This window comes from Oryzobacter faecalis, assembly GCF_046764005.1.
In the GTDB taxonomy this organism is placed as follows: Bacteria; Actinomycetota; Actinomycetes; order Actinomycetales; family Dermatophilaceae; genus Oryzobacter; species Oryzobacter faecalis.
Map to the genome: position 1 here is coordinate 100,027 of NZ_JBKOFW010000009.1, position 11,910 is coordinate 111,936.

An 11,910-nucleotide genomic window follows, 5' to 3' on the forward strand; every position below is an offset into this window, starting at 1 on the left:
GCGATGCTTCATGTGCAACGCGAGGTCCAGTCTGGCAGAAGCGCCGGGTGGTGCCAACACCTCGCACGGGCGCGCTGCCCGGGTCCCGACAGGCGGACCCGGGCGGCGCGCGTCGTGCCGGGGAGGGGGTCAGGTCAGCCAGGCGTCGACCTTGTCCTTGTTCTCCTCGATCCACTTCTTGGCGGCGTCCTCGGGCGACATCTTGTCGACCGCGATGTACTTCGCCACCGTGTTCTGGTCCTCGTTGGACCACTGGAACTTCTTGACGAACGCCACCCCGTCGTCGTCGGTCTGGGCGGCCCACTTCGTGCTGAGGATCTTCTTCAGCACGGTGTCGGGGTAGTCGCAGGCCACCTTGGCCGGGTCGTCCTGACAGCCCTCGGTGTACGGCGGCAGCTTGACGGCCTGCAGCGGCACGTCGGCGAAGAGGTACTGGGGCTCCCAGAAGTAGCCGATGAGCCACTCCTTGTTCGCCTCGGCCTTCTTGAACGCCTCGAGCGAGGCGGCCTCGCCGCCGGAGAAGACGACCTTGAAGTTCAGGCCGAGGTTCTTGATGATCGCCTCGTCGAACTGGACGTACGACGGGTCGGACCCGAGGAACTGGCCCTTGCCGCCGGACTCCGACGTCTTGAACTTGTCGGCGTACTTGTTGAGGTTCTTGTAGTCCAGGACGTCGGGGTTCTCCTTGGCCAGCCACGGCGGGACGTACCAGTGGATGATCCCCTTGTTGCCGTTGGGGCCGCCGTCGATCGCGGACCCGTCGCCGCCCTTGTCGGCGAAGAACTTCTTCTCGAGGTCGGGGTGGCCCCAGTCCTCGATGACGACGTCGACCTCGCCGGTGCCGAAGCCCTGCCAGGAGACGTCCTCCTTGAGGTCCTTGTAGGTCACCGTGCAGCCGAGCCGGCTCTTGGCGACCTCACCGACGACGTAGGCGCTCGCCTCGTAGCTGACCCAGGGGTTGACGGCCATGTTGATCGTGCCGCAGTTCTTGCTCGCGGCCGAGCTGGCCTGGGCCTTGTTCGACTCGGTCTGGGCGTCGATGTCGCCGCTGCCGCACGCCGCCGTGGCGAGCGCGACGGCGGCGACCGCGGCGGCGGACGTCATCGTCCTCAATGTGATCCTCTGCATGTGCGCTCCTCACGCGGATTTTCGGTGGATGGTGCTGACAGGGTCGGTGGGGGTCAGAAGGGCTTGGGGAACCGCAGCCACTGCATCTCCTTGGGGGCGGGTGACGCGGCGCGGCGGGCGATGCGGTCGAGCATGATGCCGAGCAGGACGATCGTGATGCCGGCGGCGGCCCCCTTGCCCCACTCCTCGCTGCGGGAGAAGCCGATGACGACGTCGTAGCCGAGGGCGCCGGCGCCGACCATCCCGGCGATGACGGCCATGGCGAGGACGAAGAGCAGGCCCTGGTTGGCGGCGAGCACGAGCGAGGGCTTGGCCATCGGCAGCTGCACCTGGCGGATCTGCTGCATGGTCGTCGCGCCGGTCGAGCGCACGGCCTCCATCGTCGTCGGCGACACGCCCTTGACGCCGTCGGCGACGAGCTTGATCGCCACCGGGGCCGCGTAGGCGAGGGCGGCGACGATGCCGGTGAAGCGCGAGGGCCCGAAGAGGACGAGCACCGGCACGAGGTAGACGAACGCAGGGATGGTCTGCCCGGCGTCGAGGATCGGCCGGACGGCGAGGTCGACCGACCGGCGCCGCGCCATCGCGACACCCACGACGACGGCGAGCACCATGCACAGCGCCGTCGCGACGAGGGTCATCGCGAGGGTGATCATCGCGTTGTGCCACAGGCCGAAGTACCAGATGCCGACGAGGCAGGGAACCGTGACGAGCAGCGCCCGGTACCCCCCGATGACGAGGGCGATGAGCGCGATCCCGGCGAAGGCCAGCCACCACGGGGACTCGGCGAGGAAGGACTGCAGCGGGTTGAGCAGGCCGTAGGTGATGCCGTCCTTGAGGGCGCTCGTCGCGGGGGAGATCGCCGTCGTGAACGAGTCGACCGCGCCGTCGGTGGCCTCGGCGATCCTCCGCCCCAGCCCGAGGTCGGCCCACTCCGCCGCCCAGAACTGCTCGCGCGAGAGGTAGACGGCGACGAGGGCGACGAGACCGCCGGCCCCGAGGACGATCCGGTGGGTCCGCGGGGCCAGGCCCTCGCCGCGGGCCACGGCGTCGCCCCGCTCGCTGGCGGCGGTCGTCATCCGGTCGAGCATGATCGCCGTCGCGACGATGAGCAGGCCGGGGATGAGGGCGGTGCCGACGTCGTTGATCCGCAGCCCGGCGAGGACCGGCTGGCCCAGCCCGGGGCCGTCGACGAAGGAGGCGATCGTCGCCATCGACAGCGCGGCCATCGTCGTCTGGTTGAGGCCGACGATGATCGTCCGCTTGGCGAGCGGGAGCTGGACGCGCAGCAGCCGCTGCCACCTCGTCTGGCCGAGGGAGTTCGTCACCTCGATCATCGCCGGGTCGACCGCGCGGATGCCGTGGGCGCTGATCCGGATGAGCGGGGGCGCGGCGTACAGGACGGTGCACACGACGGCGGACGAGGCGCCGATGCCGAAGAACAGCACGATCGGGAGCAGGTAGACGAAGGTCGGCATCGTCTGGAGCAGGTCGAGCACCGGCTCGATGACCTGGTTGGCGCGCTTCTTGGTGCCCGCGAGGATGCCGAGGGGGAGGCCGATGAGGAGGCTGATGGCGACGGAGATGCCGACGATGATGAGCAGGTCCATCGAGTCGGTCCAGAAGCCGAGGACGCCGTAGGAGAGGAACGTCCCGAGGACGAGCAGGGCGATCCGCCAGTTCGCGACGGCGTACCCCACCCAGGTGGCCACGGCCGTGACGCCGAGCCACCCGACGTGCGGGACGGGCCGCGGCTCGGCGGGGACCGACACCAGTCGCTGGAGCCACCCCACGAAGGAGCGGAACAGGTCGGCGATCGCGCCGGTCAGCTGCATCACCGGGTTGGAGTCGCGCCCGGCGAGCATCGTGTCGCGGAACGCGGTGAGCGAGTTCATCACCGGCGTCTTGTCCCGGCCGCCGAGCTCGAGGGTGCTGGTGCCCTTCGTCGCGAGCCAGACGAGGAACCAGAGCACCAGCACGGCCGCGACCGGCTGCCAGCGGGGCGTGGGCTCCTCGATGACGGGCGGTGGCTGCTCCTCGCGGGCGGCCGAGGTCCGCGGTCGTTCCGGCGCGGCGGTCGTCATCACTGCTCCTCGACGACGACGACGCGCAGGATGTCCTCGTCGTCGACGACGCCGATGAAGGTGCCGTTCTCGTCGACGACGCGCACCGGGCCCTGGTGGGCGAGGACCGCCCGGGCGGCCTCCCGGACGATCGTCGTGTCGCGCAGCGTCGGTGCGCCCACGCCCTCCTCGGGCGACGCGGGCTCGCGCATGACCCACTTGAGGGTGAGGACGTGCGACTTGGGCACCTCGGCGACGAAGTCGCGCACGTAGTCGTCGGCCGGGGCGCCGATGATCTCGTCGGGCGCCCCGATCTGCACGATCTCGCCGTCGCGCATGATGAGGATCCGGTCGCCGAGCTTGAGGGCCTCGTCGAGGTCGTGGGTGATGAAGACCATCGTCTTGCCGACCTCGTGGTGCAGCCGGATGACCTCCTTCTGCATGTCGCGGCGGATCAGCGGGTCGAGGGCGCTGAACGGCTCGTCGAACATCAGCACGCTCGGGTCGTTGGCCAGCGCCCGGGCGAGGCCGACGCGCTGCTGCATGCCACCGGAGAGCTGGTCGGGGAAGTTCTGCTCGTACCCGGACAGCCCGACGAGGTCGACCATCTCCTGCGCCCGTGCCCGGCGGCCGGCCTTGTCCTCGCCGCGGATCTCGAGGCCGAAGGCGATGTTGTCGATGACCTTGCGGTGGGGGAGCAGGCCGAAGTGCTGGAAAACCATGGAGATCCGCCGGCGCCGGATGTCGCGCAGCGCCTCCTCGTTCATCGCGGTCAGGTCGGTGCCGTCGAGGAGGACCGTGCCGGCCGTGGGCTCGATGAGCCGGGTGAGGAGGCGCACGAGGGTGGACTTGCCCGACCCCGACAGGCCCATGACGACGAACACCTCCCCGGGGGCGACGTCGAACGAGACGTCGCGGACCCCGATGACGTGGCCGCTCTTGGCCTGCAGCTCCTTGCGGGAGAGCCGGAGGTCGGGCGTGCCGACGAGCTTCTCGGCCCCGGGCCCGAAGACCTTCCACAGGCCGCGGACCGAGAGGGCGGGCGTGCCCGTGCCGGCGACCGGTGCCGGCGCGCTGGGGGTGCTGACGGTGGTGTCGGTCGAGGTCATGGCGGGCCCTTCTTCGTCAGTCCGTGCTCGTGACCGCTGGGGTCGGGGGGTCGAGCGGTGAGCCGGCGCGGTGGCTGTACCAGGGCGCGTCGGAGGGAGGGAGCGGGGTGGCGCCGGCGATGAGGTCGGCCGCCTTCTCGGCGAGCATGACGACGGGGGCGTAGATGTTGCCGTTCGTCACGTAGGGCATCGCGCTCGCGTCGACGACCCGCAGGCCCTGCGTGCCGTGGACGCCCATCGTCATGGGGTCGAGGACGGAGAGGTCGTCGACGCCCATCCGCGCGGTGCAGCTGGGGTGGAGCGCGGTCTCGGCGTCCTCGCGGACCCAGTCGAGGATCTCCTCGTCGGTCTCGACCTTGGGTCCGGGGCTGATCTCGCCGGCGTTGTACGGGGCCATGGCCGGCTGGCCCAGGATGTGCCGGGCGACACGGACGGCCTCGACCCACTCGCGCTGGTCCTGCTCGGTTGACAGGTAGTTGAACAGCAGCGCGGGCTTCATCCGGGGGTCGCTGCTCCTGATGCGGACGTGGCCGCGGGCGTCGGAGTACATCGGGCCGATGTGCACCTGGTAGCCGTGGCCCTCGACCGGGCTGGTGCCGTCGTAGCGGATGGCGATCGGCAGGAAGTGGAACATGAGGTTGGGGTAGTCGACGTCGTCGTTGCTGCGGACGAACCCGCCGCCCTCGAAGTGGTTCGTGGCGCCCAGACCCTTGCGGAAGAACAGCCAGTCGGCGGCGAGCTTGGGGCGGTTGCGCCACCTCAGCCCGGGGGCGATGGAGACGGGCAGCCTGCTGGCGTACTGGATGTAGACCTCGAGGTGGTCCTGGAGGTGCTCGCCGACGCCCCTGACGCCCGCCACCACGTCGATGCCGAGGGGGCGGAGCAGGTCGGGGTCGCCGACGCCGCTCAGCTGGAGCAGCTGCGGGGTGTTGATCGCGCCGCCGCAGAGGACGACCTCGTTCGCGCGCACCGTGTGCCGGCGGCCGGCGGTCGTGTACTCGACCCCGACGGCCCGGGTGCCCTCGAAGAGCACCCTCGTCGTGTACGCCAGGGTGCGCACGGTGAGGTTCGGGCGGTCCATGACCGGGTGCAGGTAGGCCCGCGCGGCCGACAGGCGCCGCCCGCGGTGGACGTTGCGGTCGAACTTCGCGAAGCCCTCCTGCCGGTAGCCGTTGACGTCCGGGGTGCGGGGGTAGCCGGCCTCGACGGTGGCGTCGAAGAAGGCACCGAAGAGGGGGTTGGTGGCGGGGCCCCGCTCGAGGACGAGGGGCCCGTCGCCGCCGCGCCAGGTGTCGGCCCCGGCGAGGCAGGTCTCCATCCGCTTGAAGTAGGGCAGGCAGTGGGCGTAGTCCCACGTCTCCATGCCGGGGTCGGCGGCCCAGCGCTCGTAGTCCATGGGGTTGCCGCGCTGGAAGATCATCCCGTTGATCGAGCTCGACCCGCCGAGGACCTTGCCGCGCGCGTGGTAGATCCGCCGCCCGTTCATGTGCGGCTCTGGCTCGGACTCGTACTTCCAGTCGTAGAACCGGCTCCCGATGGGGAACGGCAGCGCCGCGGGCATGTGGATGAAGGGGTCGAGCTTGAGGTCGCTGCGACCGGCCTCGAGGACGAGGACGCTCGTGCCGGGGTCGGCGGACAGCCGGTTGGCGATGACGCAGCCGGCGCTGCCCCCTCCGACGACGACGACGTCGACGCGGTCTGGGGTGGGCCCGAGGGTCGGCTTCTTCACTCCCACCACCCCGAGGGGGCCGGGGCGGTGTTCCGCCACACGTGCTTGGTCTCCTGGTACTCCTCGAGGCCGACCCGACCGAGCTCGCGGCCGGTCCCGGACTGCTTGTAGCCGCCCCACTCGGCCTGGGCGACGTAGGGGTGGAAGTCGTTGATCCACACGGTGCCCATGCGCAGCCGTGCCGCGACCCGGTCGGCCTTCGCGTCGTCGCCGGTCCAGACGGCGCCGGCGAGCCCGTAGATCGAGTCGTTGGCGATGGCGACGGCCTCGTCCTCGGTCGTGAACGTCTCGACGGTGAGGACGGGGCCGAAGGACTCGTCCTGGACGACGCTCATCTCGGTGGTGCAGCGGTCGAACACGGTGGGCAGGTAGTAGAAGCCGTCCGCGAGGGCGGGGTCGTCGGGTCGCCGTCCGCCGCACCGGAGCCGGGCGCCCTCCTCGAGGCCGCGCGCGACGTAGGCTTCGACCTTGGCGAGGTGGGCGGCGCTCGTGAGGGACCCCGTCTGGGCCTTCTCGTCGAAGGGGAGCCCGGGGCGGATCAGCCGGGCCCGCTCGACGAGGTCGTCGACGAAGGACTCGGCGATGCCGGCCTCGACGACGAGCCGCGCGCCGGCGGAGCAGACCTGGCCGGAGTGGAGGAAGACGGCCGTGAGCGCGTTGTCGAGGGCGGCCTCGCGGTCGGCGTCGGCGAAGACGATGTTGGGGTTCTTGCCCCCGAGCTCGAGGGCGACCTTCTTCACGGTTCCGGCGCCGGCGGCCATGAGGTGCTTGCCGACGGCGAGGCTGCCGGTGAACGACACGAGGTCGACACGCGGGTCGGCGGACAGCGGTGCGCCGCAACCGGGTCCGGTGCCGAGGACGAGGTTCGCCACTCCTGCCGGGAGGCCTGCCTCCTCGAGGGCCCGGACGAGGGCGATCGTCGAGTGCGGCGTGATCTCGCTGGGCTTGAGGACGAAGGTGTTGCCCGCGAGGAGGCAGGGCGCGACCTTCCAGCTGGCCTGCAGGAGCGGGTAGTTCCACGGCGTGATGAGGGCGCAGACGCCGACGGGTTCACGGACGACCCGGCTGACGACGTCCGCACGGCCGAGGTCGACCGTGCGGTCACCGAGGTCGTCGGCCTCGGCGCCCACCGTCGCGTAGTGGCGGAACACGCTGACGACGTCGGCGACGTCGTACTCGCTCTCGACGAGGCGCTTCCCGGTGTCGAGCGACTCCCAGCGGGCGATGTCCGCGGTGTCGCGCTCGAGGAGGTCGGCGACCCGGTCGAGGAGGGCGGCGCGTTCGCGGACCGGGGTCGTGGGCCACGGGCCCTCGTCGAACGCTCGGCGGGCCGCGGCGATCGCGGCGAGCGTGTCGGTGTCGGTGGCCTCGGCCACCGTGCCCACAGGGGAGCCGTCGGCCGGGCACGTGATGGATCGCGTGCCACCCGCGGCCGCGGCGACCCACTGACCGCCGAGGAAGAGCTCCGTCACGGACCACCTCCGACGTGTTGCACGATGTGCAACGCCTTGTGTACTGCGCAACAGCATCGCGCCCACCGGATCAGGGGTCAAGCACCTGCGCCAAACCGTGACCCAGCGGTCGTGAGCCGATTCTCAGCGGTCGGCCGGTCGGTGCGCGAGGCGCCCGCTGATCTCCGCCGTCGCGGCCCGCAGGAGGGGGGTGATCTCCTCGATGCGGGCCTCGCCGAAGCGGAACGAGGGGCCCGAGACGCTGACCGACGCGACGACGTCGCCGTGGGCGTCGCGCACCGGTGCGGCGACGGCCGTCAGACCGACGTCGAGCTCGTCGGCCGCGAGGGCGACGCCGTGCGTGCGGACCTCGGCGAGCTGGGCGTCGAGGATCGTCCGGTCGGTGATGGTCTGCGGGGTGTAGGGGACGAGCTCGCCGAGCACGCGGCCGAGCTCGGGCTCGACGAGCTCGCTGACGAGCACCTTGCCGTTGCTCGTGGCGTGGATCGGGATGTGCTGCCCGACCCAGTTGTAGGACGACAGGCTCGACGCCCCCGACACCTGGTCGACGTAGAGGGCCGCCCCACCGGACAGGACCGCGAGGTTCACGGTCTCGCCCGTCTCCGACGCGAGGCGGCGGCACACCGGCCGCGCCTCCTGGACGAGGTCGAGCCGGGCGCTCGTGGCGCCGGCGAGCTTGAGGATGCCGACCCCCAGCCGGTACCGGCCCCGCTCCTCGACCTGCTCGACGAGCCGGCGCCGCTCGAGGGCCGCGACGAGCCGGCTCGCGGTGGACTTGTGGACGCCGAGCTCGCGGGCCAGCTGGGTGACCCCGGCGGCCCCGTGCACCGCGAGGAGCTCGAGGATCGTCACCGCGCGGTCCACGGACTGCACGGTGCCCGACGCGTCCCGACTGGTGGTGCGCATGGCGGAACGGTATCGGGTCGGCCCCGGCATCCGTCTAGCGTGGTCGGCATGTCCGGCACCACCGCTCCCACCGAGGTCGTCCTCGTCCTCTCCTGCCCCGACCGCCGGGGCATCGTCGCGGCCGTCTCGGCCCTGCTCTTCGAGCACGGCGCGAACATCGAGGAGTCCCAGCAGTTCGACGACGTCCGCACCGACCACTTCTTCATGCGGATCCGCTTCTCCGTCGAGATCGGGGGACCGTCCCTCGAGGACTGGCGGGCGCTCTTCGCGCCGGTGGCCGGGTCGTACGGGATGGAGTGGACGATGCGCGGGGCGGCGACCCCGCTGCGGACCCTGCTCATGGTCAGCCGCTTCGGGCACTGCCTCAACGACCTGCTCTTCCGGTGGCGCAGCGGCCAGCTGGCGATGGAGGTCCCGGCGGTCGTCTCGAACCACCGGGACCTCGAGCCGCTCGCGGCGTCCTACGGTGTGCCGTTCGTGCACGTCCCCATCACGGCCGGGACGAAGCCGCAGGCCGAGGCCGTGCTGCGTGAGCTCGTGGAGCAGCACGACATCGAGCTCGTCGTGCTGGCGCGCTACATGCAGGTGCTCTCCGACGACCTCACCCGCGAGCTGTCGGGACGCGTCATCAACATCCACCACTCGTTCCTGCCCTCGTTCAAGGGCGCCAAGCCGTACCACCAGGCGTTCGCGCGCGGGGTCAAGCTCGTCGGCGCGACGGCGCACTACGTGACGGCCGACCTCGACGAGGGGCCGATCATCGAGCAGGACGTCGTGCGGGTCGACCACCGGATGACGGCCGAGGACCTCGTGCGGGCGGGTGAGGAGGTCGAGTCGCGGGTGCTGGCGCGCGCGGTGCGGTGGCACTGCGAGTCCCGGGTGCTCCCCAACGGCGACCGCACCGTCGTCTTCAGCTGACGTCGGCGCCCGGTCCCGCCCGCCTGACACGTCGCAGCCGCCCCTCCGCGGCCACGACGGTGGTCAGGCGTGGCGCGGCGTGTGGCGCGCGGCGCGGTGCTGGAGCCCGGGCAGCATCAGGCGCAACAACCGGACGCGCGAGGTGCGGGGCTGGTCGCCCGACCGCTCGACGCGGCGGCGGTGCTCCCGCGGGGTCAGGGCGGCGGCGACGCCCGGCGTGATCATGTGCATGACCGGGAGGAGCCTGCTCGCGCGTCCCTGATACGTCGCGGTCGCCCAGGGCCTGTGGAAAAGCCTGCGGCGGGGTCGCCCGATCCGGGCAGGCTGCCGGCATGAGCTTCGAGCACCTGCCCGAGAACTGGGCCAGCCTCCCCCTCGACACCCCCGGCCTCGCTGCCGACGTCGCCGACCTCGTCGTCGGTCACGCCGACCGGATGGGCGGGTGCGTCGGCCTCGTCCTCACCGGTCCCGGCCGCACGATGGGCCAGCCGTGCGTGGTCAACGACGTCACCGACGACTGCGACCCGGCCGAGTTCGCCCCGTTCCTCGGGCAGCTCGCCGACATGGTCGCCGACGGTGGGGGAGGAGTGCTCTTCGTGCGCGGCCGCCCGGGCTCGGTGCTGCTGACCGACGTCGACCGCCGCTGGCACCAGGTCGCCCTCGACGCCTGCCGGGAGGGTGGGGTGCCCCTCCTCGGGGCCTTCCTCGCCACCCCGGCGACCGTACGGGCGTTCCCCGCGCCCGTGGAGCCGGCCGACCTCGCGTCCTGACCGGCCCCCGTGCGCCATCGAGCTCCTGGCGCCTGCCCGCTGACGTCAGGAGCGCGCGGCGGTGACCCGGTACCTCAACCGGAACGGGAGCTTCGCGACGACTGCGGCGACCTTGGCGTCACGCCCGACGAGGTACCGCGGCCGCGGGTTCCGGGCCGTCAGCGCCCGCGCGATGACGGCGGCCACGGCGGAGGGCGGCAGCCCCCGTGCCGCCGAGCGCTCGGCATCGGCGCGGATGCGGGCGATCTGAGCGCCGTAGCGGCGGGACGCCTCCGGCGGCGCCTCCGCGAGCAGCTCCTCGCCCAGCAGTCGGCCGGTCTCCCAGATGGAGGTGGCGACCGCTCCGGGCTCGACCAGCACGACGCGCACGCCGGACGGGGCGAGCTCGGCGCGCAGGGTGTCGCTCAGCCCGAGGAGGCCGAACTTGGAGGCGTGGTAGGCCCCGAGCATCGGCAGGGCGAGGCGGTCGGCGATCGACCCGACGACGATGATGCGCCCCCGCGTCGTGCGCAGCGCCGGAAGGGCAGCCTGGATGACGGCCAGCTGACCGACGAGGTTCACCTCGAGCTGGTGACGCAGCTGGTCGAGGGGGAGGTGCTCCAGGGGTGCCGGGACCGCCGTGCCGGCATTGTCGACGAGCCCGACGAGCCGCCCCTGGGACACGACCTCGGCGCCGAGGGCCTCGACCTCCGCGGCAACCGTGACGTCACACCGCCGCACCGTGACCGCGGGTCCGTGGGCCGAGGCCACTCGCTGCGCGTCGGCGTCTGAGCGCACCGTCGCCCACACGTGGAACCCGCGCTGGACGAGCGCGGTCACGGTCGCCGCGCCGATGCCGCGCGAGGCGCCGGTCACGAGGACCGAGCCGGTCGTCGTCATCCCGAACGACCTCTGCACGGCGATGACTCGCCACCACGCACTCGACCCACCTCCGCGGACGCCCGGCCTCGGTCGATGCCACCGTAGGTCACCGGACGGGGGTGCGACCACGGGCCGGCTCCGGGCCCGCTCGAGGAGGGGCCGGGGTGCTCGTCGTGCGACCGCGACACTGGTGATCCCGAATCCGTTCTGCTGCAGGCGAACACGATGCTGGTGGGCTTGTCGGTCGAACGTGAGTTCGATATCATGGGGTATGGATCGGGGGAGCATCGAGAGCCGGGTCGCGGCCCTGCGCCGGGAGTGCGCGGCGCTCGCGCGCGAGGTCGCGGCCTCCGGTCGCGGGCTCGGTGCGGATGAGGCGTTCGAGCTCGCCGGTGCCGCGCAGGGGCTGGCGAACAGCGCCGACGGTCTGGTCGGGGTGCTGGCGGCGTGGGGTGCGCGGGTCGAGACGGCCCTGACCTCGCACGGGCCGGTGCAGCGGGTGCACCCGGTCGGTTTCGTCGACGCGATGGCGGCCACCGAGCTGGCGCTGGCGGCCGGTGTCACCGATGGGGTCGCCGGGCGCAAGGTCGCTCTCGGGGCGGGGCTGGGTGAGCGGTTCCCGCTGGTGCGTGACCTCGTCCTGGCCGGGGACGTCGCGGCGCCGACGGCGCACAAGGTCCTCGACGCGTGCGCCGGGCTCGATGTCGACGCGTGCGCGCGGGTCGACGCGCAGGTCGCGCCCCGGCTGGGCGCGTGCGACCCGGCCCGGGTGACCTCGGCGGTGCGGCAGGTGGCCCAGCGGGTCGCCGCCGCCCAGGTCACCGCGCAGGCGCGGCGGGCCCGGCGGGGACGGACGGTGGAGGTCCGCCCCGGCGACGACGGGCTCACGTCGTGGTGGGCGCTGCTGCCCGCCGCGACCAGTGCCGCCGCCTGGGCCGCGGTCGACCAGCTCGC

General features: G+C 72.2%; 11 protein-coding genes. 3 read left to right on the forward strand and 8 right to left on the reverse strand.

Annotated features, from left to right (window positions below; translation table 11 throughout):
• Positions 1–129 precede the first annotated feature (129 nt).
• From ACK8HX_RS15185 to ACK8HX_RS15210, 6 genes are all read right to left on the reverse strand, one after another.
• Positions 130–1,104, reverse strand: coding sequence for an ABC transporter substrate-binding protein (locus tag ACK8HX_RS15185; protein ID WP_411941564.1), 975 nt, complete (start codon positions 1,102–1,104; stop codon positions 130–132).
• Between the two features lie 77 nt (positions 1,105–1,181).
• Complete coding sequence (locus ACK8HX_RS15190; protein WP_411941565.1) at positions 1,182–3,212, reverse strand: ABC transporter permease; 2,031 nt, start codon at positions 3,210–3,212, stop codon at positions 1,182–1,184.
• A complete protein-coding gene (locus tag ACK8HX_RS15195; protein WP_411941566.1) occupies positions 3,212–4,300 on the reverse strand; it encodes a quaternary amine ABC transporter ATP-binding protein in 1,089 nt (362 codons plus the stop codon). Before ACK8HX_RS15195 ends, ACK8HX_RS15190 begins: the two co-directional genes overlap by 1 nt.
• Positions 4,301–4,316: 16 nt before the next feature.
• Positions 4,317–6,029 carry a choline dehydrogenase gene (gene betA / locus ACK8HX_RS15200; protein ID WP_411941567.1) on the reverse strand — a complete coding sequence of 571 codons (1,713 nt, stop codon included), beginning with the start codon at positions 6,027–6,029 and terminating at the stop codon, positions 4,317–4,319.
• Positions 6,026–7,501, reverse strand: coding sequence for an aldehyde dehydrogenase family protein (locus tag ACK8HX_RS15205; protein ID WP_411941568.1), 1,476 nt, complete (start codon positions 7,499–7,501; stop codon positions 6,026–6,028). Before ACK8HX_RS15205 ends, betA begins: the two co-directional genes overlap by 4 nt.
• Positions 7,502–7,624: 123 nt before the next feature.
• Positions 7,625–8,407: an IclR family transcriptional regulator gene (locus ACK8HX_RS15210; protein WP_411941569.1), complete on the reverse strand. Its 783-nt coding sequence runs from the start codon at positions 8,405–8,407 to the stop codon at positions 7,625–7,627.
• 48 nt (positions 8,408–8,455) lie between these two features.
• Between ACK8HX_RS15210 and purU the strand changes: the two genes are divergently transcribed.
• A complete protein-coding gene (purU, locus tag ACK8HX_RS15215; RefSeq protein WP_411941570.1) occupies positions 8,456–9,325 on the forward strand; it encodes a formyltetrahydrofolate deformylase in 870 nt (289 codons plus the stop codon).
• A gap of 63 nt (positions 9,326–9,388) precedes the next feature.
• Here purU and ACK8HX_RS15220 read toward each other — a convergent pair whose 3' ends face one another.
• Complete coding sequence (locus tag ACK8HX_RS15220) at positions 9,389–9,556, reverse strand: hypothetical protein (protein WP_411941571.1); 168 nt, start codon at positions 9,554–9,556, stop codon at positions 9,389–9,391.
• A gap of 101 nt (positions 9,557–9,657) precedes the next feature.
• Here ACK8HX_RS15220 and ACK8HX_RS15225 point away from each other — a divergent pair, with 101 nt between their 5' ends.
• Positions 9,658–10,095 carry a hypothetical protein gene (locus ACK8HX_RS15225; RefSeq protein WP_411941572.1) on the forward strand — a complete coding sequence of 146 codons (438 nt, stop codon included), beginning with the start codon at positions 9,658–9,660 and terminating at the stop codon, positions 10,093–10,095.
• Between the two features lie 45 nt (positions 10,096–10,140).
• Here ACK8HX_RS15225 and ACK8HX_RS15230 read toward each other — a convergent pair whose 3' ends face one another.
• On the reverse strand, positions 10,141–10,974 hold the full coding sequence (locus ACK8HX_RS15230; RefSeq protein ID WP_411941573.1) for an SDR family NAD(P)-dependent oxidoreductase: 834 nt from the start codon (positions 10,972–10,974) through the stop codon (positions 10,141–10,143).
• Positions 10,975–11,227: 253 nt separating this feature from the next.
• On the opposite strand from ACK8HX_RS15230, the gene ACK8HX_RS15235 reads away from it, so the two are divergent.
• Positions 11,228–11,910: DUF222 domain-containing protein (locus ACK8HX_RS15235; RefSeq protein WP_411941574.1), on the forward strand; the 683-nt coding region annotated here is incomplete at its 3' end.

Bases quoted from the DNA above. Each gene is read 5' to 3' on its own strand.
- ACK8HX_RS15185 (WP_411941564.1), bottom strand. From the start codon at position 1,104: ATGACGTCCGCCGCCGCGGTCGCCGCCGTCGCGCTCGCCACGGCGGCG.
- ACK8HX_RS15190 (WP_411941565.1), bottom strand. From the start codon at position 3,212: ATGACGACCGCCGCGCCGGAACGACCGCGGACCTCGGCCGCCCGCGAG.
- ACK8HX_RS15195 (WP_411941566.1), bottom strand. From the start codon at position 4,300: ATGACCTCGACCGACACCACCGTCAGCACCCCCAGCGCGCCGGCACCG.
- ACK8HX_RS15210 (WP_411941569.1), bottom strand. From the start codon at position 8,407: ATGCGCACCACCAGTCGGGACGCGTCGGGCACCGTGCAGTCCGTGGAC.
- purU (WP_411941570.1), top strand. From the start codon at position 8,456: ATGTCCGGCACCACCGCTCCCACCGAGGTCGTCCTCGTCCTCTCCTGC.
- ACK8HX_RS15220 (WP_411941571.1), bottom strand. From the start codon at position 9,556: ATGCACATGATCACGCCGGGCGTCGCCGCCGCCCTGACCCCGCGGGAG.
- ACK8HX_RS15225 (WP_411941572.1), top strand. From the start codon at position 9,658: ATGAGCTTCGAGCACCTGCCCGAGAACTGGGCCAGCCTCCCCCTCGAC.
- ACK8HX_RS15230 (WP_411941573.1), bottom strand. From the start codon at position 10,974: ATGACGACGACCGGCTCGGTCCTCGTGACCGGCGCCTCGCGCGGCATC.